Origin of the sequence: Streptomyces sp. NPDC017225 (genome assembly GCF_044331465.1) — a bacterium.
Lineage (GTDB): Bacteria > Actinomycetota > Actinomycetes > Streptomycetales > Streptomycetaceae > Streptomyces.
Window position 1 is genome coordinate 72,392 of the sequence record NZ_JBIRNE010000017.1, and the last position, 23,366, is coordinate 95,757.

At 70.3% G+C, this 23,366-nt stretch carries 19 protein-coding genes and 5 pseudogenes; 14 read left to right on the forward strand and 10 right to left on the reverse strand.

What is annotated here, in order from left to right; genetic code table 11:
- Nucleotides 1–26: 26 nt before the first annotated feature.
- Entirely contained in the window at nucleotides 27–1,619 is a 1,593-nt protein-coding gene (locus ACH4NX_RS29615; protein WP_398129144.1) for an NAD(P)-binding domain-containing protein, read from the reverse strand.
- A 162-nt stretch (nucleotides 1,620–1,781) separates the two neighbouring features.
- Between ACH4NX_RS29615 and ACH4NX_RS29620 the strand changes: the two genes are divergently transcribed.
- Genes ACH4NX_RS29620 through rsgA form a run of 3 tightly spaced genes read left to right on the forward strand, consistent with a single transcriptional unit; the run spans nucleotide 1,782 to nucleotide 4,899 of the window.
- Complete coding sequence (locus ACH4NX_RS29620; RefSeq protein ID WP_398129145.1) at nucleotides 1,782–3,617, forward strand: alpha/beta fold hydrolase; 1,836 nt, start codon at nucleotides 1,782–1,784, stop codon at nucleotides 3,615–3,617.
- On the forward strand, nucleotides 3,614–3,826 hold the full coding sequence (locus tag ACH4NX_RS29625; RefSeq protein WP_398129146.1) for a hypothetical protein: 213 nt from the start codon (nucleotides 3,614–3,616) through the stop codon (nucleotides 3,824–3,826). Before ACH4NX_RS29620 ends, ACH4NX_RS29625 begins: the two co-directional genes overlap by 4 nt.
- Nucleotides 3,823–4,899, forward strand: coding sequence for a ribosome small subunit-dependent GTPase A (gene rsgA, locus ACH4NX_RS29630; protein WP_351399999.1), 1,077 nt, complete (start codon nucleotides 3,823–3,825; stop codon nucleotides 4,897–4,899). The genes ACH4NX_RS29625 and rsgA overlap by 4 nt, the downstream gene beginning before the upstream one ends.
- 183 nt (nucleotides 4,900–5,082) lie before the next feature.
- Here the strand turns inward: rsgA and ACH4NX_RS29635 are convergent, their stop codons facing one another.
- Genes ACH4NX_RS29635 through ACH4NX_RS29645 form a run of 3 tightly spaced genes read right to left on the reverse strand, consistent with a single transcriptional unit; the run spans nucleotide 5,083 to nucleotide 7,516 of the window.
- Entirely contained in the window at nucleotides 5,083–5,868 is a 786-nt protein-coding gene (locus ACH4NX_RS29635; RefSeq protein WP_398129147.1) for an ABC transporter permease, read from the reverse strand.
- Complete coding sequence (locus ACH4NX_RS29640) at nucleotides 5,865–6,830, reverse strand: ATP-binding cassette domain-containing protein (protein WP_398129148.1); 966 nt, start codon at nucleotides 6,828–6,830, stop codon at nucleotides 5,865–5,867. The genes ACH4NX_RS29635 and ACH4NX_RS29640 overlap by 4 nt, the downstream gene beginning before the upstream one ends.
- 11 nt (nucleotides 6,831–6,841) lie before the next feature.
- Nucleotides 6,842–7,516 carry a DUF4097 family beta strand repeat-containing protein gene (locus tag ACH4NX_RS29645; protein ID WP_351402164.1) on the reverse strand — a complete coding sequence of 225 codons (675 nt, stop codon included), beginning with the start codon at nucleotides 7,514–7,516 and terminating at the stop codon, nucleotides 6,842–6,844.
- Between the two features lie 222 nt (nucleotides 7,517–7,738).
- Here ACH4NX_RS29645 and ACH4NX_RS29650 point away from each other — a divergent pair, with 222 nt between their 5' ends.
- Nucleotides 7,739–8,467, forward strand: coding sequence for a helix-turn-helix domain-containing protein (locus ACH4NX_RS29650; RefSeq protein WP_351402162.1), 729 nt, complete (start codon nucleotides 7,739–7,741; stop codon nucleotides 8,465–8,467).
- A gap of 404 nt (nucleotides 8,468–8,871) precedes the next feature.
- On the opposite strand, the gene ACH4NX_RS29655 is transcribed toward ACH4NX_RS29650, so the two are convergent.
- The 4 genes and pseudogenes from ACH4NX_RS29655 to ACH4NX_RS29670 form a co-directional block, all read right to left on the reverse strand.
- Nucleotides 8,872–9,219, reverse strand: a complete 348-nt coding sequence (locus tag ACH4NX_RS29655; protein WP_398129149.1) for an SAV_915 family protein — start codon at nucleotides 9,217–9,219, stop codon at nucleotides 8,872–8,874.
- A 274-nt stretch (nucleotides 9,220–9,493) separates the two neighbouring features.
- Complete coding sequence (locus ACH4NX_RS29660; RefSeq protein ID WP_351402157.1) at nucleotides 9,494–9,712, reverse strand: hypothetical protein; 219 nt, start codon at nucleotides 9,710–9,712, stop codon at nucleotides 9,494–9,496.
- A gap of 328 nt (nucleotides 9,713–10,040) precedes the next feature.
- Nucleotides 10,041–10,667, reverse strand: a pseudogene (locus ACH4NX_RS29665) (IS3 family transposase); the annotation flags it as partial.
- Nucleotides 10,668–10,702: 35 nt separating this feature from the next.
- A complete protein-coding gene (locus tag ACH4NX_RS29670) occupies nucleotides 10,703–11,161 on the reverse strand; it encodes an Lrp/AsnC family transcriptional regulator (RefSeq protein WP_351402155.1) in 459 nt (152 codons plus the stop codon).
- 93 nt (nucleotides 11,162–11,254) lie between these two features.
- On the opposite strand from ACH4NX_RS29670, the gene ACH4NX_RS29675 reads away from it, so the two are divergent.
- From ACH4NX_RS29675 to ACH4NX_RS29695, 5 genes and pseudogenes are all read left to right on the forward strand, one after another.
- Nucleotides 11,255–12,124: an LLM class flavin-dependent oxidoreductase gene (locus tag ACH4NX_RS29675; protein WP_398129150.1), complete on the forward strand. Its 870-nt coding sequence runs from the start codon at nucleotides 11,255–11,257 to the stop codon at nucleotides 12,122–12,124.
- Entirely contained in the window at nucleotides 12,121–12,555 is a 435-nt protein-coding gene (locus ACH4NX_RS29680; RefSeq protein WP_398129151.1) for a nucleoside deaminase, read from the forward strand. Before ACH4NX_RS29675 ends, ACH4NX_RS29680 begins: the two co-directional genes overlap by 4 nt.
- A gap of 604 nt (nucleotides 12,556–13,159) precedes the next feature.
- Complete coding sequence (locus tag ACH4NX_RS29685) at nucleotides 13,160–13,519, forward strand: NADPH-dependent FMN reductase (RefSeq protein WP_398129152.1); 360 nt, start codon at nucleotides 13,160–13,162, stop codon at nucleotides 13,517–13,519.
- Between the two features lie 632 nt (nucleotides 13,520–14,151).
- Nucleotides 14,152–14,295 (forward strand): annotated as a pseudogene (locus tag ACH4NX_RS29690) (IS3 family transposase); the annotation flags it as partial.
- 124 nt (nucleotides 14,296–14,419) lie between these two features.
- On the forward strand, nucleotides 14,420–14,875 hold the full coding sequence (locus ACH4NX_RS29695) for a transposase (protein WP_398129153.1): 456 nt from the start codon (nucleotides 14,420–14,422) through the stop codon (nucleotides 14,873–14,875).
- A 256-nt stretch (nucleotides 14,876–15,131) separates the two neighbouring features.
- Here the strand turns inward: ACH4NX_RS29695 and ACH4NX_RS29700 are convergent, their stop codons facing one another.
- Nucleotides 15,132–17,966, reverse strand: coding sequence for a BTAD domain-containing putative transcriptional regulator (locus ACH4NX_RS29700; RefSeq protein ID WP_398129154.1), 2,835 nt, complete (start codon nucleotides 17,964–17,966; stop codon nucleotides 15,132–15,134).
- A gap of 100 nt (nucleotides 17,967–18,066) precedes the next feature.
- Between ACH4NX_RS29700 and ACH4NX_RS29705 the strand changes: the two genes are divergently transcribed.
- From ACH4NX_RS29705 to ACH4NX_RS29725, 5 genes and pseudogenes are all read left to right on the forward strand, one after another.
- Nucleotides 18,067–19,632: an MFS transporter gene (locus tag ACH4NX_RS29705; RefSeq protein WP_398129155.1), complete on the forward strand. Its 1,566-nt coding sequence runs from the start codon at nucleotides 18,067–18,069 to the stop codon at nucleotides 19,630–19,632.
- A 734-nt stretch (nucleotides 19,633–20,366) separates the two neighbouring features.
- Nucleotides 20,367–20,579: pseudogene (locus ACH4NX_RS29710) on the forward strand (DUF6895 family protein); the annotation flags it as partial.
- 98 nt (nucleotides 20,580–20,677) lie between these two features.
- Nucleotides 20,678–21,280, forward strand: a complete 603-nt coding sequence (locus ACH4NX_RS29715) for a TetR/AcrR family transcriptional regulator (protein WP_398129156.1) — start codon at nucleotides 20,678–20,680, stop codon at nucleotides 21,278–21,280.
- A 93-nt stretch (nucleotides 21,281–21,373) separates the two neighbouring features.
- The gene (locus tag ACH4NX_RS29720; RefSeq protein WP_398129157.1) at nucleotides 21,374–22,678 is read left to right on the forward strand and encodes an MFS transporter; all 1,305 of its coding nucleotides are present in this window, start codon (nucleotides 21,374–21,376) and stop codon (nucleotides 22,676–22,678) included.
- A pseudogene (locus ACH4NX_RS29725) lies at nucleotides 22,675–22,951 on the forward strand (leucine zipper domain-containing protein); the annotation flags it as partial. The gene ACH4NX_RS29720 and the pseudogene ACH4NX_RS29725, both read left to right, overlap by 4 nt.
- On the opposite strand, the pseudogene ACH4NX_RS29730 reads toward ACH4NX_RS29725, so the two are convergent.
- Nucleotides 22,933–23,224, reverse strand: a pseudogene (locus tag ACH4NX_RS29730) (transposase); the annotation flags it as partial. The pseudogenes ACH4NX_RS29725 and ACH4NX_RS29730 overlap by 19 nt on opposite strands.
- Nucleotides 23,225–23,366 lie beyond the last annotated feature (142 nt).

Consider the following 23,366-nt stretch of genomic DNA (forward strand, 5'->3'; position numbering starts at 1 on the left):
GGCTTGTTCCGGTGTGCTCCTGGCCGTCAGCGCAGAAGGTCCAGCATCCGGCCGACCGCCTCGCGGGCCGGCTTGAGGTACGTCTCCTTGTCCCACTCGTTCTCCAGGTCCTCCGGAATGTGGTGGGTGTCCAGCAGCTCGCCGTCGCGGTAGAGGCGCAGCACCGGGTGGATGAACTGGCTCGTCGAACCGTCGGCGGGGTCGCGCTCCACGTGGAAGGGGTCGGCGCCCGGCGGCAGCTTTCCGTACTCCAGCGTCGTCAGCAGCACCGGCCGGCCCGCCAGTTCGGGGGAGTCGAGGGCGAACTCCACCGGCACCTCCGTGCGGGTCGCCGCCGTGCCCCCGGGGCCGTCGAGTACGTAGACGTCACCGAGGAAGCCCGGCATCTGGAAGGCCGAGGAGGCGGTCGTGGCGCGGCACGCGATCCGCTCGACGAGGGCTTCCGGGGTGCGTTCCAGCTCCTGCCACGCCGCCGACTCTCCGTGGTAGCGCTCGGCGAAGAGGCCGGCCAGGAAGCGGATGTTGTAGCGGAAACCGTGGATGAAACCCGAGAAGGACCGCTTGAAGTCACGGCCCTGCATCAGCGTGCCCGCGAAGAACAGGTCCGGAACGTTGACCGACTCCCACGAACTGGTGAGTGCGGGGAAACGCCCGCCGTACACGGTCTCCGGGACGGCCCCCTGCCCGAACACCGAGAAGTCCGGCCGGAAACCCGTGCACAGGACCACCCGGTCCACGTCGAGCGACCACTGCTGACCATGCGCGTGGTTGTACCGGAAATCGACCCTGAGCCGCCCGTCGGACAGCTTCTCGATGGATTCGAGCGACCCGTCCAGAATGGTGTTCTGCATTTTCAGCTGGTAGGAATCCAACGTGTTGACGTAGACCGCCCGGACATCGCTCACATGGTGGGTCGTCCACGCCAGCCGCACCGGACTGGGACTGAGCATGTGGGTCGAGGCCGTGTGCTGGAAGATGTTCTCCGCCGTCTCGAATCCCGAATTACCCTTGCCCACGATGAGCACGCGCCGGCCGGTGAAGTCCGCCGGGTCGGACGAGACATCGGCGTACTGCTCGGCGTGCTCGATGCCCGGCACGTCCGGCGGCGTGAACGGCTTGCTGAACCCGGTCGCCACCACCACCCGGCGTGCCCGCCAGCGCCGTCCGTGCCCGTCCTCCAGGCTGAACAGGCTCTGCCCGGACGCGTCCACGCCGCGCGTGATCCGCTCGACCCGGGTCCCGGACGTGACGGCGAGACCATGGCGTACGCGGAAGTCGCGCAGATAGCGCACCAGGTCGTCGGCCTTCGGGAAATAGTCCGGCGAGTACCGCGGGAAGACCAGCTCCGGGTCGTCACTCAGCAGCGAGTTCCAGTCCCAGCGCAGCCGCATCTCGGGATCGTCGAAACCGGTGTGCACCTTGTTGTTGGAGATCAGCCGCCGGTGCCGCGGATACCGCGTGAAGAACGTGCCGACATCCTCTCCGGCCTCCAGCAGCCGGTACGAGCGTCCCTGGCGGTGCAGGAAATAGGCGAGTTGCAGCCCGGCCGGGCCACCGCCCACGACGACGTAGTCGAGGATCTCCTCGGTCGGCTGCGAATGCGTTGCTGATTCACCCACGGAACACCCTCCGGGTTCGGCGAGGCGATCGCGGAAAGAAGCAACGGAACTCGGCACGCGCTCACCTGGGAGCGGCACCTGTCCCGGTCGCTCGACTCCCCCTCCAGGCACACTCCGCCGATGCTCTTCCCGGACTCGATCCTCTTTCCACACAATGGCGTGGTGACTTTGTACAGCGCGGTACTCGAAGCGGAGTCGAGCCCGGAGGACCGCTGCGCGGTGCCCGCGGTGGGCCTTCCGGTCTGGGGCCGCGAGCGGCCCCGGCTGTGCGCGGTCCGCGGAAACGCCGGCGGCACGGCGCAGTTCTTCCTGTGGGACCTCGCCACCGGAGCGTTCCGGCAGCTCACCGACGCCCCCCACGGCGTGGAGACCGGCCTGGTCGACCCCCGCGGCCGCGGACTGTGGTGGTACCGGGACGACGAGGGGACCGAGTGCGGCCACTGGGTCCGCTCCCCGCTGCGCGGCGGCCCCACCGTCCCCGCGCTGCCCGGCATGCCCGGGGGCTCCGCCGAAGGGCTCGCCCTCGGCCGTTCCGGCATCGCCGTGGCCGGCGTCGGTGAACCCGACGGCGGCTACGGGCTGTACGCCATGAGGCCCGGCGCCTCGGCGGTGGACACGCTGCGACGGAGCCGCAACCCGCTCTACGTCGGTGGCATCAGCGACGACGAGACCCTCGTCCTGTACGTCCACGCCGAACGCGGCGACCCCCAGCGGCCCGCCCTGCGCGTCATCACCCTCGACGGCGCCACCGTCGCCGACCTCGCCGACTGGCCCGCCAGTGGCATCGAGGTACAGCCCTTCGGTTCACCCTTCCGCCCCGGCGGCCACGAGGTCCTCGCCACCCACGAACGCCACGGCCTGCGCGCCCCCCTGCTGTGGGACCCGCACACCGGCGAGGTCACCGAGATCGACACCGGCCTGCCCGGCGAGGTACGCGCCCGTTTCTACCCGGACGGCGACGCCCTGCTGCTCCACCACCGTCACCGCGGCCGGAGCGAACTGCTGCGGCACACCCTCGCCGACGGCCGCACCACCGCGCTGCCCACCCCGCCCGGCACCGTCCACGACGTCGTCCCCCGCCCGGACGGCGGCCACTGGTACACGTTCTCCTCGGCCGCCACGGCCCCCGTGCTGTACGACGAGCGCGGCACCGAACCGCTCAGCGTGCCGCGGACGTTCCGCCCCGCCTCGCCGGTGCGTGAGGTCCTCACTGACGGGGACGGCGGCCTCGTCCCCGCCTATGTCAGTTTCCCCACCGGGCAGGGCGAGCGCCGACCGGACGGCACCGCGCACCCCGCCGTCTTCCTTCTCCACGGCGGACCGCACGCCGCCGACGGGGACGCCTACCTGCCGGCCGCCGCCGCCTGGAACGACGCCGGATTCACCGTCGTACGAGTCAACTACCGCGGCTCCGGCGACAACGGCCGTGCCTGGCGCCTCGCCCACCGCGCCGCCGTCGGCCACACCGAGCTCGCCGACGTGGCGGCCGTGCGCGCCAGGCTGGTCGCCGACGCGCTCGTCGACCCCGGCCGCTGCGTACTGACCGGCGGCTCCTGGGGCGGATACCTCGTCCTGCTGGGCCTGGGGACCCAGCCCGCCCTGTGGTCCTGCGGCGTCGCGGAGAACCCGATCGGTGACTACGTGGCCGCCTACGAGGAGGAGTTCGAGGGACTGCGCTGGGTCGACCGCGCCATGCTCGGCGGCAGCCCCGCCGAGGTTCCCGACACGTACGCCGCCGCCTCACCGCTCACCTACGTGGACGCGGTCCGCGCTCCTGTACTCGTCCTCGCCGGCCACCACGACCCGCGTTGCCCGCCCCGGCAGGTCGAGAACTACGTCTCCGCGCTCCGGCGGCGCGGTGCGGACCTGGAGGTCCGCTTCCGCGCGATGGGGCACAACACGGCCCACACCGGTCTCGGCGCCGAGTCGATCACCACGCAGATCACCTTTGTTCGCAGCCGGGTGGGTGCCCGGCCCGACACGAAAGCGGGAACATGAGCGAGAACCGCGCGAACAGCGGCTCCGGTACCAGCGGTTTCGGTACCAGCGGCGCCGACGCCACCGGCTCGGAGGGGCCCGCCCCGGCACCCGCGGCCCCGCGCCGCCGCCTGACCGTCAAGCGGGGAGGCTGCGGCTGCGAGGGCAAGCCCGCCCCCGGTGCGGCCGCTTCCGGGACAGCCGGTGCCGGTGAGGAGGCCTCCAGGTGAGCGGTGTGGAGTGGGCCGGACTGGATGTTCTGGGCTGGCGGCCGGAGTTGGCCGCCGCCTGGGACGAGGGCGGGTACGAGGAGGTCTTCCGGGGGGCGTGCCCTGGTCGTGTGGGCCAGGTCGACCGTGGCGCGTGCACGGTGCTGCTCGCCGACGGCACGGTGCGCGCCACGCCCGCGGCCCGGGTGTTCCGCCCCGAAGAGCCGCGTCTGGGCGGGCCCGGACTTGCCACTGGGGACTGGGTCGCCGTCGCCGGGGACCGGGTGGAGGCCGTCCTGCCGCGTCATTCGGCCTTCGTGCGGGGCAGTGCGGGCGCCAGGACCGAGGCGCAGATCGTGGCTGCCAACGTCGACACCGTCTTCGTGGTGGTGGCGCTCACCGGGGACCAGCGGTTGCGCCGTGTGGAACGCTATCTCGCGGTGGCCTGGCAGAGCGGTGCCCAGCCCGTCGTCGTTCTCAGCAAGGCCGACCTGCATTCCGACCCGGCTGCGGCGGCCGATGAGATCGAGGGCATCGCCCCGGGCACTCCGGTGCACACGGTGTCCTCGCACACCGGTGACGGCCTGGACGCCCTTGAGCAGTACGCCGCCTTCGGGCGGACCGTGGCCCTGGTCGGGCTCTCGGGTGTCGGCAAGTCCACGCTCGTCAACCGGCTCAGCGGCATGGAACAGCTCACCACGCAGGAGGTGCGGGGCGACTTCAAGGGCCGTCACACGACCACCCACCGGGAGTTGGTGACGCTGCCCGGCGGCGGTCTGCTCATCGACACTCCCGGGATGCGCGGCCTGGCGGTGTGGGATGCCGGGGAGGGCATCGACCGGGCGTTCAGCGACATCGAGGAGCTGACCGGCGGGTGCCGTTTCCGTGACTGTACGCACGGCGACGAGCCGGGGTGCGCGGTGAGTGAGGCGGTCGGTGACGGCGCGCTGGACGAGGGCCGTCTGGGCAGCTGGCACAAGCTGCGCCGTGAGCAGCGGATGCTGGAGTTGCGGCAGGACGCGCGTGCCCGCGCCGAGGACAAGCAGCGTGTGCGCACGCGTGCGCGTGCTCTGAAGAAGCGCCCGCACCGTTGAACGGCCCGCACCGTTGAACGGCCCGTGCCGCTAGGGTCCGTGCCGCCGGCGCGGTGGCGGGGACGGGGCTGTACGACGGCGAAGGCCCGTCGCTGTCACCGGGGGTGGTGACCGTGACGGGCCTTGGGGGTGTGGTGCTCGGTGGTGGTGGACGGCCGGGCGTGGTGCGGGTGCGCATGCCGTTTACTTGGGGTCGCGGTTGAACTGTGCCTGGGACCAGCGGTAGCCGAGGACGGTGAGGCCCAGGCACCAGGCGAGTGCCAGCCACCAGTTGTGGCCGATCTCGGTGCCGAGGAGGAGTCCGCGCAGGGTCTCGATGGCGGGTGTGAAGGGCTGGTACTCGGCGATCGGCTGGAACCAGCCGGGCATCGCGTCGGTGGGGACGAAGGCGCTGGAGATGAGGGGCAGCAGGATCAGCGGCATGGCGCTGTTGCTGGCTGCCTCGGCGTTGGGACTGCCCATGCCCATGCCGACCGCGATCCAGGTGAGGGCCAGGGTGAAGAACGCGACCAGTCCGAAGGCCGCCAGCCACTCCAGAGCCGAGGCGTCGGTGGACCGGAAGCCCATGGCGAGGGCGATGGCGCCGACGAGGACCACGCTGACGACGGCCTGGAGCACGCTGCCGATGACGTGTCCGACGAGGACGGAGCCGCGGTGGATGGCCATGGTGCGGAAGCGGGCGATGATGCCCTCGGTCATGTCGTTGGAGACGGACACGGCGGTGCCGATGGTGGTGCTGCCGATGGTCATCAGCAGCAGGCCCGGCACGATGTAGGCGATGTAGTCGGAGCGGTCGCCGCCGCCGATGCCGGCGCTCATCGCGTCGCCGAAGATGTAGACGAAGAGCAGCAGCAGCATGACCGGCGTGAGCAGCAGGTTCAGCGTCATCGACGGATAGCGGCGCGCGTGCAGGAGGTTGCGGCGCAGCATCGTGGTCGAGTCGCGTACGGCGAGGGAGAGGGTGCTCATCGGACGGGCTCCTTGGGCTGGTCGGGCTGGGCGGGGATGCCGGTGTTGTCGGTGAGGGCGAAGAAGACGTCGTCGAGGTCGGGGGTGTGCACGGTGAGTTCGTCGGCCTCGACGCCGGCGGAGTCCAGCCGGTCGAGGATGGCGCGCAGGTCGCGCTGGCTGCCGTCGCTGGGGACCTGCAGGGCGAGTGCGTCGTCGTCGCGGGTGACCCCGCCCAGTGCGGTGGCGGCGCTGTGGTAGGCGGCGGGGTGGGTGAAGCGGAGCCGGACGTGGCCGCCGGGGATGAGGCGCTTGAGTTCGTCGGCGGTGCCTTCGGCGGCGATCCGGCCGTCGTTGAGCACCGCGATGCGGTCGGCGAGCTCGTCGGCTTCCTCGAGGTACTGCGTGGTGAGGAAGACCGTCACCCCGTCGGAGACGAGTTCGCGGATGATCTGCCACATGTTGTGGCGGCTGCGGGGGTCGAGGCCGGTGGTGGGTTCGTCGAGGAAGATGACGCGGGGGCTGCCGACCAGGGTCATGGCGATGTCGAGGCGGCGCTTCATGCCGCCGGAGTAGGTCGAGGCGGGCTTCTTCGCGGCTTCCACCAGGTCGAAGCGCTCCAGCAGTTCGGCGGTGACCCGTTGTCCCTCCTGCTTGGGCAGGTGGTGCAGGTCGGCCATGAGGAGCATGTTCTCCTCGCCGGTGATCAGTCCGTCGACGGCGGAGAACTGCCCGGTGACGCCGATCGCGGCGCGTACGGCCTGGGGGGTGGCGGCGAGGTCGTGGCCGGCGACCTGGGCCTGTCCGCCGTCGGCGGTGATGAGGGTGGAGAGGATCTTGACGACGGTGGTCTTGCCGGCCCCGTTCGGCCCGAGCAGGGAGAAGATGCTTCCCTCGGCGACGGTCAGGTCGATGCCGTCGAGGACGGTCTTGTCGCCGTACGACTTGCGCAGTGCGTGAGCGGCGATGGCCGGGTTGGTCATGAGGGTGCTCCTTAGAGGCTGCGGGCGCTGATGTCGCCGTAGGAGGTGGTCGCGTGGATGTTCAGTCCGGCGCCGGCGCCGTCGGTGTTCCGCAGCGTGTTGCTGATCCGGCCGTAGGCGGTGCCGGCGTCGAGGGCCGCGGAGACCCCGCGTGCGGCGGTGACGGAGATCTCGCCCTGCTCGGTGCGGAGCGTGACCGTGCCGCGCATGGCTTCGGCGATGCGGATGTCGCCCTTCTGCGTGCTGATCTGGGCGGGGCCGCCCAGGCGGCCGAGTGAGACGTCTCCGGCGAGAACGGTCAGCCGGGCGCTCGCGGCCTCGTCGAGCTTGACCGAGCCCTGGGCGTTGTCGAAGGTGACGTCGCCGAGCCGGCCGACGCCCCGGATCTCGGCGGCGGCCGCCTTGCCCTCGACGCTGGAGCCGGCGGGCAGCTGGACCGTCACCTCGACGGCTCCGGAGGGGGAACCGAGGACCCGGTTCTTCGCCGGGGCGGCCTCGATCCGCAGGACGCCACCGTCGTAGGCGACGGTGACCTGCTCCGCGGCCTTCACGTCGCGGCTCTTGGAGGGGTCGGCGGGCAGGACCTCGACGGTGGTGTCGGTCCGGTCGGCGGCGATGAACCGGATGTGTCCGGCGGGGACGTCGATGACGGCCGAGACCTGGGCGGGGGTGTCGAACTGCGGCATGGTGCTCTCCTTCGTCGCTTTGTTTCTGATGACATGAACGCTACGTTGCGTTCACGGAATGAGCAACAGCAATATTGCGTACGAACCAAGTAAATGCAGGTCACTGACCTTATTTCGTTGCAACAATCTCGAAGATAATGCAACGAACGGCACTCGAGTCATTGCAATGAGATGGAGGTGAACGCTATGGTGGGAGCACCACAGCACATGAAGGAGGCCGCGATGCCGGGAGGTAGGCTCACCCAGCAGGAACGTCAGCAGATCGCGCTGGGACTGGCCGACGGCCTCGCCTACGCGGAGATCGCCAGACGCCTGGACCGTCCGACCTCGACCATCACGCGTGAGGTGACGCGCAACGGCGGACCCACCGCCTACCGCGCCGACCTCGCCCACCGCGCCACCGAACACCGCGCCCACCGCCGCAGGCAGGCGGCGTCCCGGGACCCGAGGACACTCCCGCAGGCCCACGGACGCGACGCCGAGGCGGTGCGCGAGTACGAGGAGATGTTCACGACCGTCCTGATGGCCTCGGGACTGCCCAAGATGATGTCCCGGGTCATGGCCTGTCTCTCCCTCACGGACTCGGGCAGCCTCACCGCCTCCGAACTCGTCCAGCGCCTCCAGGTCAGCGCGGCGTCCGTCTCCAAGGCGGTGACGTACCTGGAGAGCCAGGGCCTCGTCCGCCGGGAGCGCGACGACCGCCGCCGCGAGCGCTACGTCGTCGACGACGACGTCTGGTACCAGTCGATGATGGCCAGCGCCCGCTCCACCGCCCAACTCGTCGAGATGGCTCGCCAGGGCGTCGGCGTCCTGGGCTCCGGCACCCCCGCCGGCGCCCGCCTGGAGAACATCGCCCGCTTTCTCGACTTCGTCTCCGAGAGCCTCGCCCGCGCCGCGGAACAGGCCCGCGACGTCCTCCACACCAAGCCGCCCACGGCACAGGACGGCTAGGACGAGCCCGCCCGCACACCGGCCATTCCCGGCCCCGTCGAGCTCCTTCGGTGGCTCGGTGGCGGTGGACCCGTTCTCCGAACACCGCGGCGCGGGCCATGTTTATGGGTCCCGGTGATATGGGCTCAATGACTGCAGAAGTTGGTTGCCAATTTGGTTAAGTCGGCTGTAGTTGGTTTTCGGTTCTTCCGATGTGGGGGACCTGAGGAGCCATCTGCTGCAGCAGATCAGCCCACCGAGCCGGGCACCACCGATACCCTGACGCCGGCTTTGAGTCCGGGGCGGCCGGGCGGCTCGGCGGTGCGGGAGCAGCGGCCGGCGTACGCCGCCGGCCGGCTCGGTCAGGTCGGTGGCGGTGGGCCGGGTGGCGGGCACGTGGACGGTGGTCATGGTGTGCTCCCCTCTCAGCCGGCCCAGTGCGCGGGGACGGGCGCCGGCTCGGCGGGTGCGTCCCCGGCCGGCCCGGCCGCCGGGGCGGTGAACCGCGGGTCGACCGTGACGGTGGTGACGCCGAGTGGTCCGGTCAGCGCGCGCAGGGCGGGCTCGGCGAGGCGGATCCACGCCTGGTGGCCGCCGAGGGTCGCGACGAGCCCGCGCTCGGAGGTGAAGCCGACGGCCGTACGGCGACCCAGCGGCGTACGGAAGAGCAGGAGTGTGCATCCGGAGGAGCCCGGCCGGACCGGGACGTACAGGGGTCCGGCCGGGAACCGTTCGGAGGGCTCGGGGTCCTCGCCGTACTGCGGTACTGCCATGGGGTCCTCCCGAAGCCTGCGTCGGTGCGCAGGAGCGTGGACGGGTGTTCCGAGGCCCCGGACGCGGGAAGGCGGACCGGGGCACGTCGTCGACGCTATGCCGTCGTCCTCGTGTCCCGGCCCTCCCTGACGGGACGCTGATGTCGCTCGGGGCGATGTTGACGAGACGCTGACGGCTCTTTCACCGCAGCGGCCGGGCGGTACCGGGAGGTTCACCGCTCCTGGCGGACCCCCACGGGCGGGGGCTTCCCGAGCGGGCAGCTGCCGAAGGCCGTCATGGCCGGTGGATCCACTCCATGAACAGCGCGCCGATCAGCGTCCAGGCACCGATCCCGAGCAGCCACAGCGTCTCGGTGAGGACACCGGCGGTCAGCAGGACCGCGGCCGCGAGCAACAGGGCAAGGACGAGCCGCCTCATTCCCCGGTCGCTACGCGGCAGGACGATCACGCCGCCACCGCCCGTCGCCGGGCCGAAGCGCGGACGACCGGCCATCGAGCACTGTCCACAGTGGGACGGGGGACTGGCATGGAGCAACCGTAGACGCGAGCGCGCGCGAGAGTGAGGGACAGCGCGGGCGTCCGCCGATTCCATGACACGCCCTTGACGGCCGGGACCGGGTGGGTCACTTCTCGCATGTCTCGATGGCCTCGTTCGCGTGCGGTCGCCCCTTGGTCGTCGGAACACGTCACAGCTCTGCCTGGAGCTCTCCTGCTGGTGCTGTCATAGCTTGCTGTGGGTTCTGCATGGGTCCGGGACCGGCCCGTGGACCGGACGAGGGGGAAGCCGGCCCGGAGCCTCGACCCGGAATCCTGAACACGGGTTATGCGGCTGGGGCCAGCGTAGTTGGTGTGAGGTGCAGGGCGTTCTCGTAGGCGATCGGTGATCGTTGTCCGAGGCGGGAGTGTCGGCGTCGGGTGTTGTAGCGGTGAAGCCATCGGAAGGCGTCGAGGCGGGCCTCGTGCTCGCCTGGCCAGGTCTTTCGTCCTTGCAGGGTTTCGCGTTTGAAGGTCGCGCTGAAGGACTCGGCAAGTGCGTTGTCCGCGCTGGACCCGACCGCGCTCATGCTTCGCCGAACCCCTGCTGACCTGCAAGCTTCAGCGAATGCCCTGCTCGTGTACCGGGCTCCGTGGTCGGTGTGCATGATCGAGCCGGCGAGGCTGCCGCGGGTGCGGATCGCCGCGGCCAGGGCGTCGGTGACGAGGTCCGCGCGCATGTGGTCGGCGATCGCCCAGCCGGCCAGACGGCGTGACGCGAGGTCGATGACGGTCGCCAGGTAACAGAATTTCCCGCCCTCGATGGGCAGGTAGGTGATGTCGCCGACGTACTTGGTGTTCGGCTCGCCGGCGGTGAAGTCGCGGCCGATCAGACTTCGGTCGGTCGGCGCATGAAGGGGGGCCTCTTGGCAGCTCGGGGGTGCGAACCTGACCGAGCGGCCCAAGGAGGCCCCGTTGTCCTACGTGCAGGCGCCCTCGCCTGCCCAGTTCAACTGTTCGCCCGGGGCTCCTGCGGGCCGCGGGCCGGCAGCGTCCGACTGAGGACGAGGTTGGTGGTCGTGCTCCCGAACTCGGCCAGCGCGTCGATGACTTCCTCAAGGTGAGCCATCGACGTGGCCGCCACCTTCAGGACGTAGCAGTCGTCCCCCGTGGTGCGCAGGCACTCCAGGATCTCCAGGCGCTCCCCGAGCAACCTGCGCAGTGGCTCGTGCCGGTTCCCCGGGTACTTCAGCCGCACCACCGCCAGCACCGCGTATCCGGTCCGCTCCAGATGCACCTGCGCCCGGTAGCCCGTGATCACCTCGGTCGCCTCCAGGCGCCGCACCCGCTCCGTCGTCGCCGACGCGCTCAGGTTGACCCGCCGTGCCAGCTCCGTGAACGCGATCCGGCCGTCCCGCTGGAGCTCATCCAGGATCGCCCAGTCCGTCGAGTCAAGATTCTCGGTCATCCGCCCAGATTACCGGGGTATCCACGGGCGAACCGCCCCTGAACAGGCAGGGATCCCTTCTGGCGACCCCTGGGCCTGGCTAGGCTGATCTCTATGAAGATCGGCGTCAACGTCCTCAATTTCGGCCCCGGCACCGACCCCGGCGTCCTTCGGAACTGGGCCCGCACCGTGGAGGGCCTGGGCTTCGACCTGCTGATGGTCTCCGACCACATCGCCGTCACACCCGACGTCGCCGCGCGGTATCCGGCCCCGTTCTACGAGCCCTTCACCACCCTGTCCTGGCTGGCCGGCCTCACCACCCGGATCCGGCTCGGCACGACGGTCCTCATCGCTCCCTACCGACATCCGCTGCTCACCGCCCGGATGGCGGCCAACCTGGACGCGCTGAGCGGCGGCCGACTGGTCCTCGGCGTGGGAGTGGGCTGGGCCCGGCAGGAGTTCGCCGCCCTCGGGATTCCCTTCGAACGCCGTGGACGGCTGACCGACGAGCACCTGCGGGGCATGCGGGCGGCCTGGGCGGACACCGCCGACTACGGAACGCGGAAGATCCCGGTGTGGGTCGGCGGCAACAGCGACGCGGGACTGCACCGTGCCGTGCGGCTCGGGGACGCGTGGCACCCGCTGCGTTGCACCATCCCGTGGCTGCGCGAAGCCGCGGTCAGGCTGAAGGCGGCCGCGGACGAGCAACACCTCCCGGTGCCCGCTCTGGCCCCCCGGATCGCCCTCGAAGTCACCGCGGCGCCGGTCATCGGGGAGCAACGACTTGCCGGGCAGGGCGCGATCGACCAGATCATGGACGACCTCGACCAACTGCGGCTGCTGGGAGCCGAGACCGTCGTCCTCGACCCCTACAACGGCGACCCCCGCGAGACCTGCCACCCGCAGGCGGCCTGGCAGGCACTCGCCACAGTGGCCGCGCGCCTCAACCTTTCACCCACCCCGACCACGGCGGAGCAGACATGAGCACACCCGACGACCACACCCTCCTGAGGCAGGCCATCGCGCTAGCGGCCAAGGCACGGGCGGGTGGTAACCCCCCGTTCGGGTCGCTGCTGGCAGGCCCGGACGGCACGGTGTTGGCAGCGGAGCACAACACGACCCTCACCGACAAGGACATCACGGCGCACCCGGAACTGAAACTCGCGAGGTGGGCCGCACGGGAGCTGGACGCTGCCACGGCGGCGGAAACCACGATGTACACGAGCTGCCAGCCGTGCGGGATGTGCGAGACGGCCATCGAACGGGCCGGGCTACGGCGGGTGGTCTACGCACTGTCCAACGACCAGCTCATGGACATCAAGCCGCCCGGCAGCGGCCTGCCGCCCGTGCCACAGGACGGTCCCGCGCTGCTGGACGAGGTGAAGGCCGTGTTCGAGGGCTACTACGGCGCGTGAGGGCGTAGTGCGGCGCGACGGCCGAACCGAACGCGATCGACCACGTCGGTTCGGCCGGGCGCCTTGGTGCTGGCGGGGCGCTCGGCCGGCCGAGCCGCTTCGAACCAGGGTCGGGCCAAGGCCAGGGCCAGAGACCGGGGTCAACAGCCGTATCTCGCTGTCTGAACTTCGGGCCTGAGGACGTTGGCGCAGCAACCCAGCCGGAAGCACCGCGGATTCTCAGCGGTCAACGACTTCGCGTCTTCCGCAACGGATCGAGAACAGGCACTCACCGTACCGAGGACAGCCATCGGCGCCGTATGCCGTCGATCCCCACGGACCTGATGATCTGACAGTCGCCTCATCCCGTACAGGCACAGGCGAACCACCCTCGCACCTGCGACGACAGCGGGTTCAGCGGTCGAACCCATCCAGGAATCCGCGCACTCGCGCGCTTCGAGTCGCCGGGGACGCATGCCACAGGCCAAGGGCGTCGGTGCTCCGCATTGAAGATTACGCTGCGGCAGTCGCGAGTGATGGGGCACGGCTACACGTTGGGTGGATTGGCTGTGTTTGTGGTGGGCGCCTGGTCGATCTCGTTGCGGTTGCGGACGATATCGCTCGAGTGGCCACGGACCCAGCGCACGAGACGGATACATCTGTCACCCCGGAGTACAACCGATCGATCCCCTCGGCGCTGAAAAACGCCATCGACTTCCTTTACCGCGAGTGGAACAATAAGGCGGCAGGATTCGTCTCCTACGGCAGCAACGTCGGCGGTGCCCGAGCAGTGGAACACCTGCGCCTCGTCACGGCAGGTCTCCAGCTGGCCGGTGTACGCACTCAGGTCTCCCTGTCACTCGCCACCGACTTCGCCGCGTTCACCACGTTCACCCCCAGCGAGCATCACAACACCGTGCTCCGGCAACTCGTCACCGAGGTAGCAGCCTGGGCCGACGTGCTCGCACCACTGCGCCGTCCTTGACCAAGGTTCAGACTGCACGATGACAGGGCACGGGTTATGCGGCTTGTGCCAGCGTAGTTGGTGTGAGGTGGAAGGCGTTCTCGAAGGCGATCGGTGATTGTTGTCCGAGGCGGGAGTGAGCTTGTTCCGCTTTGACGGACATTCGCGATCTGGGATACGGCCCCGGGGAGGATGTCCATCATGGAGAGCATGGGGAAGAAGCCTCGCCGCCCTCGCGGTTCGTTCACGCCGGAGTTCAAGGCCGAGATCGTCGGGCTTGCCGACGGGGTGACCGCTCGGTCGGGCAGGTCGCCAAGGACGTGGAGCTTACCGAGACCGCGGTGCGGGACTGGGTGAAGCAGGCCGAGGTCGACGCGGCGAGCGCAACGGGCTGACCAGCGGTGAGCGTGAGGAGTCGGCCGCGTTGCGGCGGGAGAACCGTCGGATGCGTGAGGATGTCGACGTCCTCGAGCGGGCCACAGCCTTCTTCGCGAAGGAGATCCGGTGACGGTGCACCCGTTCATCGAGGCGGAGAAGCGTGCGGGTCACAGCGTCAAGTGGGCGTGTGAGCTGATGAAGGTCTCCAGGACCGCCTTCTATGCCCGTCGCTCCGGCCTGCCCGGCCCCGTGCGGTGCGGGATGCCGAACCGACCATGCGGATCGTCGAGGTCCATGCGAAATCGCGCGGAACCTACGGGGCCCCGCGCGTGCATGCCGTGCTCAAGCGCCAGGGTGCCGGGTGCGGCCGTCGTCGTGTCGCACGACTGATGCGGGCCGCCGGGCTGCAAGGCCGGCACCGCAGACGACGACACGTGACCACGATTCCCGATCCGGGGGCTGCTTCCCGTCCCGACCTCATCGTCCGGGACTTCCAGCCCGACCGCACCGGGCTCGATGCCCGCTGGTGCGGCGACATCACGTATGCCCCGACGGAGGAGGGCTGGCTGTATCCGGCTACGGTCATCGACATCGCCTTCCGGGCGCGTAGTCGGCTGGGCAACTGCCGATCATCTGCGGGCCGAGCTGGTTGCCGAGGCGCTGACAGCCGCCTGCAGGCAGCGTCGCCCCACCCATCCCGTGATCCTCCACTCGGATCGCGGCTGTCAATACACCAGTCGGCAATTGGGTTGTCCGGCAGTCCAGTTCGGGATCCGGCTGTCGGCCGGCCGCACCGGCCAGTGCTGGGACAACGCGCTCGCTGAGTCGTTCTTCTCGACCATCGAACGCGAACTGCTCGGTACCTTCGCGTGCCCCAGCCGGGCCGCCGCCCACACCGCGATCTTCGATTTTATCGAAGGCTGGTACAACTTGCACCGACTGCACAGCAGCCTCGGCTACCTCAGCCCCGCCGAGTACGAGACCGCATTCGCAGCCTGACCACCACACCAATGGTGTCCGTCAAAGCGGACCAAGCTCAGCTCACCGGAACGCGGGCGCGGGGACAACGGGCACCTGCACAGCTGCACCGGTCATCGGGACCATCCGAGCATGCCCGCTGATCATGCTGGGCCACTGGGAAACTCCAAGGTCCCCGACAGGGTCAAGCTAGCGCAGGCAGCCGGAGCGGGCCGGACCACCGGAGCGCGGGGCCCTCCGCACCCGGGAGACGCCGGTCACGCGCGCAGCAGTTCGGTCACGCCCGAGTGAGGAGGTTCAGTTCCGCCAGCGCGGCCGCGGCGTGCCTGGCGTGGCCCGAGGACCGGCTCTTGGCCAGGGCCCGGTTCAGGTGGGACGTGGCGGCGTCCCGGTCACCGCGGAGCCGTGCGGCCTGCCCGAGGCCGATCTCGGCACGGATCTCGCCCCGGTGGTAGGCGCGTTCGGCCGACACGGACAGCGCGCGCCCGTACAGCTCCGTCGCCCGCTCGGTGAGGCCGCTCGCCAGCGCGGTCCTGCCGAGGAAGGCCAGCGTCTCCACGACCTCGGTCCACAGGCCGAGCTCCTCGGCCATCAGGAGTCCCTCGCGGTGCAGCCGTTCGGTCCGTACACGGTCGCCCTCGCGTTCGGCCGCGAGTGCCAGGGACCGGGTGGCCCGGAGCTGGCCCCAGCGGTCGTCGACCTCGCGGAACAGCGCAGCGCCCAGCTCCGCGGACCCGTCCCGCGTCGGGGCGTGGCTCGCCAGCTCCACCAGGGCCGCGGCCTCGCCCCAGCGGTCCCCGGCGGCACGCGCGCCGATCAGGCTGGCCTCTACCAGCTGCCGTCCCTCGCGGTAGTGGCCGCGGCCGGTCAGCCCGGTGCCGACGAACCACTGGAGCCGGGCCTTCAGCACCGGGTCCTCGACCCCGTCGGTGGGGTCCTCGCCCGCCGGGCCGGGCACGGCGTCGGCCTGCGAGGTACGCAGCTCGACACCGGCCAGCCAGGCCCGTGCCGTCAGACGCGCGGCCGGGTCGGCGTCGGCGTCGGCCGCCAGTGCCGTCCGCAGTGACCTGCGGGCCTCGGGGATCCGCCCGCGCAGGAACCAGTACCAGGCCAGCGCGTTCACCAGCCGCATCGCGTACCCGGCGGAGTCCTGGGCGACCGCCAGGTCCAGGGCTCGGCGCAGATTGACGGTCTCAGCGTTGAGGCGTTCCAGGGAGCACCGCTGGTCCGGGCCGCGCAGCCGCTCGCTCTCCCGCTCGGCCGACTCGGTGCAGTACCGCACGAAGCGCGCGCGTACGGAGCTCTCCTCGTCCGTGTCCGCCAGCCGCTCGGCGCAGTAGGCGGCAACCGATTCGAGCAGCCGGAACCGGTCGCCCTCGCGGACCACCAGCGAGCGGTCCACCAGCCGGGAGAGCAGGTCGGGAATCCGCTCGGCGGGCAGCTTCCCGTCGGCGCAGACCGCCTGGGCGGAGGGCATGACGCAGCCGTCGGCATGCACGACCAGGCGGCGCAGCACGGTGCGCTCGTCCGGTGTCAGCAGTTGCCAGCTCCAGTCGAGCATGCCTCGCAGCGTCTGCTGGCGGTCCGGGAGCCCGCGCATCCGTACGTCAGGCCGGGCGAACCGGTCGTCCAGCCGGGCGGCGAGCTCCTGCGGGCTCAGCGTCCGCAGCCGGGACGCGACGAGTTCCAGGGCGAGTGGTATGCCGTCGAGGCGGCGGCAGATGGTGGAGACCGCCGCCGCGTTGTCCGCGTCCAGGACGAAGCCGGGTGCCGCCGCAGCGGCCCGCTCCACGAACAGCTCGACGGCGCTGGACCGGGCGATCGTCCGCGGATCGGTGTGCTCCGGCAGCGCCAGCGGAGGCACCGGGTGCACCACCTCGCCGGGGATGTCCAGGGCTTCCTGGCTGGTGAGCAGGAGGTGGGCCGCCGGCACGGCCGACAGCAGGGACTTGGCCAGCACGGCGACCGACTCGACGAGGTGCTCGCAGTTGTCCAGCAGGATCAGCAGCCGTTTGTCGGCCACCGCCTGGCACAGCCAGCCCACCTGGTCGTCCAGGTCCGGTTCGGTCGCCGCCGTGTCGCACAGGCCCAGCGTCGTGATGACGCGTTCGGCGAGGTCGTCCGGGCCGGACGCGGCGCTCAGGCCGGCCAGTTCGACCAGCCACACTCCGTCGGTGTACTGCCCGGCCGCGTCGCTCGCCGCGGCGATCGCCAGCCGTGTCTTGCCCACCCCGCCGAGGCCGGTGAGGGTGACGAGACGGGTACGCGCGCCGGGGTCCAGCCGGGCCAGCACCTGTGCGGCCGCCTCGCGCCGCCCGATCAGCGGGGTCAGTGGGGCGGGCAGGTTCGTCCGGCACGACCGCGACCCGATCGCCGGTGTGGCCAGCTGCGGCTCCTGGCGCAAGATCGCCTCGTGCAGCGCGGCGGCCTGCGGACCGGGCGAGGCCCCCAGCTCCTCGGCCAGTTCCTGGCGTAGCTCCTGGAAGCTCTGCAGCGCGTCGCCCTGCCGCCCGGAGCGGTACAGGGCGCGCATGTGGGCCATGCGCAGCCGCTCGCGCAGCGGGTGCCGTGCCACCAGCGTCCCCAGTTCCGCCGCCAGTGACGTGTGCTCGCCCAGGGTCAGCCGGACCTCGGCGTGGTCCTCGACGACGGCCAGACGCAGCTCCTCCAGCCGGGCGGTCTCACTGCGGGCGAACAGGGACTCGGCCACGTCCGCGTAAGCCGGGCCTCGCCACAGGGCGAGCGCGTCGGCGAACAGGTCCGCCTTCACCGCCGGCTCCCGGTGGGCGCGGGCGCGGTCGGCGAGCTCCTGGAACCTCAGGGCGTCGACCACGTCGTCCGCGAGCAGCAGCCGGTAGCCGACGGGCTCGCGCACCACCCGTTCCCGGCCCAGCACCCGGCGCAGTTGGGAGATCTTGGTCTGCAGGGTGTTGGCGGACCCGTCCGGCGGGTCGCTCGCCCACAGGTCCTCGATGAGGCGGTCCGCCGGCACCGGCCCGCCGCCGTGGACGAGCAGGTTCGCCAGTAGGGCGCGCACCTTCACTTCGGGGACCCTGACCGGCCGCCCCTCGGCGTCCCAGACGGCCAGCGGGCCGAGCACCCCGTAACGCATGGCCGCAGTCTATCGCCGAACGACCATCAGGAAACCGTGCGTGAGGGGCGGCACAGTGGCGATCGCATGTCGACGATCCGAGAAATGAACAGGGAGTGCCATGAGCACAACGACCGTAGGCAGGGCGGGAGTCCGGGAGTGGGGAGGGCTGGCCGTCCTCTCGTTGCCCACCGTGCTGCTGGGCCTGGACGTCACCGTGCTCTACCTGACCCTCCCCTCACTGGCCGAGGATCTGCGCCCGTCCGCTGCCCAAGAGCTGTGGATCATGGACGTCTACGGGTTTCTGATCGCCGGCTTCCTGCTCACCATGGGCACGCTGGGTGACCGGATCGGCCGCCGTCGGCTGCTGATGATCGGGGCCGCGGCCTTCGGGATCGTCTCGGTGCTGGCGGCCTGCGCCACCAGCGCCGACATGCTCATCGCCGCGCGGGCGGCCCTCGGGGTCGCCGGTGCCACGCTGATGCCGTCCACGCTGGCCCTGATCAGCAACATGTTCGCCGAGCAGCGGCAGCGCTCCCTGGCGATCGGTGTCTGGGCCACGAGCTTCGCGCTCGGCATGGCGCTCGGCCCGGTGGCCGGCGGGGCGATGCTGAACCACTTCTGGTGGGGTTCGGTGTTCCTGCTGGCGGTGCCGGTCGCGATCGTGCTGCTGGTGGCCGCGCCGTTCCTGATCCCCGAGTACTCGGCGCCACAGAGCGGCGGGCTGGACCTGATCAGCGTGACGCTGTCGCTGGTCGCGATCCTGCCGCTGGTCTACGCGGTGAAGCGCTTCGCCAAGGACGGTCTCGATCTGCCGATGATCGTCGCCGCGCTGATCGGCGTGGTCTTCGCGGTGCTGTTCGTCCGCCGGCAGGGAAAGCTGGAGAGCCCCCTGCTGGACGTGCGCCTCTTCGCCAACCGGACGTTCAGCTCCGCGCTGAGCGTGCTGCTCATCGGCCTCGTCGGCGTCGGCGGCTCGATGCTGCTGATCACCCAGCAGCTCCAGTTCGTGGAGGGACTGCCGCCGGTCGAGGCCGGGCTGTGGATGGGCCCGCCCGCCCTGCTGATGTTCCTGGCCGCGATCGGCTCGCCCCTGGTCGCGCGGCGGGTGCCGCCGGGCCTCGTGGTAGCGGCCACCCTGGCGCTGTCCACGGTCGGGTACGTCCTGCTCGCCCTGGTGGGCCCTTCGGGCGGCATCGCCCTGATGGTCGTCGGATTCGGCCTCGTCTACCTCGGGCTCGGGGCGATCGCGGCCCTGGGCACGGACCTGGTGGTCGGGGCGGCGCCGGCGGAGAAGGCCGGCTCGGCCTCGGCGATGTCGGAGACCGTGCAGGAACTGGGCGTCGCGCTCGGCGTGGCGATCCTGGGCAGTCTGGCGACCGCGGTCTACCGCAGCCAGATCGACGACAAGATCCCGACCGGCACCCCGTCGGGCGTGGCCGTCGCCGCGGGCGACAGCCTCGCCGGCGCGGTCGCCTCGGCCGAGCAGATGCCCGCCGGCTGGCTCGACCTCGCCAAGGAGGCCGCCACCTCCGGCATGAACACGGCGATGGTCGTGGCCGCGGGGTGCACCGCGGTTCTGTCGGTCCTGTCCGCGGTCGTGCTGCGGCACGTGGGAGTCATTGGCGACGAGCCGAAGGCCGCGGCGCAGGCGGCTCCGGTGGAGCCAGTGAAGTCGCAGGTCTGACCGGCCGCGTCCCGCCCCCGTCGCCGCCGCTCGCGGCGTGGGGCGACAGGGCCGCGCGCACTGGCCGCGTCCCTGCTCAGCCCCCTCCGCCGCCATGTCCCGCGCCAACTGGATGAAGGAGCTCAGCGCCGGATGGCGATCGCTGAAGGCCCGGACCGGATGCACCGGCACCGCGGGCGCCTCCCGCGGGAGGAGGTAGCTGATCTCGGCATGCGGGTGCATCCCGGCGGTGGAAGCCGGGGTCACGCCGATGCCGACACCGGCGGCGATGTAGCTCTGCCAGTCGTCGATCGTGTCCACCTCCACCACGGGTTGCCCGCCCTCCTCCCACAGGCCGGGGTTGGCGGTTGTGGAGAAGGAGTTGTCACCGGCGGGCAGTCGGCCTGGTCCCGCGGCAGCACCTCGTCCAGCCTGATCAGCGGGCAGCCCGAAGGGGCCGCGACCCCCCCGGGGCTCCGTGACGAGCGGCTCCACGTGCAGAGAGTGCCGCCCGATGTGCGTGCGCATGATCGCTACGTCCGACTGGCCGGTGGTGAACCCGCCCACGGGCTCGTCGATCCGCTTCAGGCGTACCAAGACCTCCGGGTTCGCCGCCTTCCACTGGCGCGATATCTCACTGGTGTACACACCGAACGCCGACCAGGCGTGCCCTGCCCGCAGGCCCCCCACCCGTCACAGGTCCGAGCGCATGGCGTCGTCGAAGACGGTGACGGCGGCATCCGCTTGGCTACGGCCAGCCCTGGATGGTGGACGGCACATCGGCTACGACATCACCCGCACCGTCTTCCACCTCCCCACTGGGGCGAAAAACCCGAAGGACTGCCCCCGGCCTGTGCGACTACCTCGCCACCTGGCTGCCGGCCTGGCTGGACGACGCGCTCGACCTGGCCCGCTGGAACCTGCTGGGCGAACTCCTCGTCGTCGACGCCCGCCTGCCCCAACCCACCTGGTACGGGGCATGAGGTTGGTGGCGGTCGGCGAGGCGTCTCGGGCTTCGAAACGGGCGTTATGAATTCTGTCATCCAAAACGTGCTAGGTTCGCCTCATGGCCAGACCGCGCACGTTCGACGAGACCGCAGTACTTGACGCCGCGGCGCGCGAGTTCCGCGTGCACGGCTTCGCCGAGACCTCGACCGAGCAGCTTTGCGAGGCGGCGGGCGTGCGCCGCAGCAGCCTGTACAACGCGTTCGTCTCCAAGGATGAACTGTTTGTGCGGGCCTTGCGGCACTACGTCGCGACGACCGGAGCGCGCCAATCGGCGATCCTCGCCGACGACGAGCTGACGGGCGCGGAGAGGTTGCGCACCCTTGTCGACGTCGTCGTGGACGAGGAGCTGCAGGCGGCGCACCGCGGCCACGCGGCCGGCTGCATGGTCGTACAGAGCCTCATGAACCCGGACCTGCGCGAGCGGGACGAGCGCGTGACCCGAATCCTCGACCGCGATCTACGCGAGAGACTCTCCCTTCTGTCCGGAGCGATCCGGGCCGGCCAGATCGACGGGTCGATCGCCGAAGGCGTAGATCCCGACGACGGGGCGGTGCTCGCCAGCACCGTCATCTCGGGCCTGCGCGTGACCGCACAGACCGGCGTCGACGTCGAGACGCTCCACCGGATCGCCCTGGCCGGCTTGAGCTCCCTCCTGCACTGACAGCGCCGCTGCCCGGCGGCGCTTCTTCATGTCCACATTTTGGATAATCGAGTACAGAAAGGCTCTCTCTTGAGCACAGCAACAGCACCAGCCGTGGAGAAGGCCGTCCCACCCGCGGTGTACGTCCTCGCCGCAGGGGTGTTCGCGATGGTGACCAGCGAGTTCACCGTCGCAGGCCTCATGCCCCAGCTCGCGGAAGGCCTCGTCACCGGGATCCCGCAGATCGGCTACCTTGTGACGATCTTCGCCGTCGCCATGGCCGTCGGAGGCCCACCGCTCACCTTCGCCCTGCTCAAGGTTCCGCCGAAGAGCGCGCTCATGACCATCTTCGCGATCTTCCTCGTCGGCAACGTCATCGCAGCGCTCGCGACCGGGTATCCGATGATGGTCCTCGCCCGGATCATCAGCGGGGCCGCCTCGCAGGCGTTCTTCGGTATCGCGGTCTCGATGGGCGTCCAATTGGTCGACGAGCGGGTGCGCGGACGCGCGGTCGCTGTCGTCATGAACGGGCTGATGCTCGGGACTCTGCTCGGCCTGCCGCTCGCGATCTTCGTCGGTGGCCGGTTCGGCTGGCAGACCGCGTTCTGGACGATCTCAGTGATCACCCTGGTCGCCGCCGTCCTGACGCTGGCCTTCGTGTCGAACCCCGCCGCACCGGCCGGCGGCGGTGCCGAGCCCGCCGCATCGACCCGTTCGGATTTGGCCGTGCTGCGAAAGCCCCAGTTCTTGCTCGCCCTCGCCTCCAGCACGCTCATCATCGGAGCGACGTTCTCGGCCTTCAGCTTCTTCACCCCGATCCTCACCGAAGTCACCGGCTTCTCGGACAGCCTCGTGCCCGTTCTTCTGCTCGTTTACGGAGCGGCGACCCTGGTCGGGAATCTTGTCATCGGCCGCCTGGCCGACAAGCACACGATCTCCACGCTACTGTTCGGCACCGCACTGAACGCCCTCTTCCTCACCGGCTTCGCGCTCTTCACCGACATTTCGTCACTGGCGCTGGCGTTCATGCTCGGCATCGGCCTGGTCGGCGTCACCATGAACCCCGCCATGGCTGTCCGCATCCAGCGTGCAGGAAGCACCGCACCACTGGTGAACACGATTCACGGCTCGTTCATCACCCTTGGCGTCATCATCGGGTCTGCTGTCGGCTCCGCGCTCATCCCGCTGCATGGCTTGCGAGCACCGGTCGTCCTCGGGATCGGTCTGGCAATCCTGGCAATCGCCGCCATCTTGCCCGCCCTGGCCAGCCCGTACTTGCGACGCGGTGAACCCGATGACGCATCAGAGGCGGAATCGGACCAGTCCCTCCTGTCTGCCTTGACCGAAGATATCCGAACCGATCGGGAGACCACTGTGAATCGCGTGCTGGCAGACCGCTCCGGCGAGGTCAAGGCATGACCCATGCGAACGCGCCGCTCAGCATTGAAGGACGACGACGTTTGGTCGAGCGATGCGAGAACCGGCCTGTCGCACAGGTGGCCGCCGAGAGGGGAATCTCGCGGGTGTGCGCGTCGAAGTGGGTCAACCGATGGCGGCGTCACGGTGACGCCGGACTTCAAGACCGCGCGTCGACTACACATCGGAGTCCGCATGCGACACCTGCTTGGGTCATAGAGCATCGAGACCTGGCGGCGCGACCACACATGGTCGGCCCAACGCATCACCGGCGAATCTGCCGACCTGACGAGCTCGTGCAGGAGGGGAGCCCATGTACCGTCCGCTTCCCAGTGCGCGAACCGCTCGTACGCCGTCTGCCACGGTCCGTAGCGTTCCGGCAGGTCGCGCCACGGAGCGCCCGTCCGCAACCGCCACAGCACTCCGTTGATCACCTGCCGGTGATCACGCCACGGCCCGGCCCCGCCCGTCAGCCTTCGGCAGCAGACATTCCAGCCGGTCCCAGGCCGCGTCTGGCAGCTCCCCGCGGCCCACCGCGCGATCTCTCATGGTCGAGTCCTCCCGGTATCGAGTCGCCGTCCGTCACCCCTCGGCAAGCCGCACGGGCTCACCACGACGTGCCAGGTCAGCGACGTGTTACGAAGAGCACAGGCCCATAACTGTACCTTCTGTAAGGTACAGTTATGGGGTC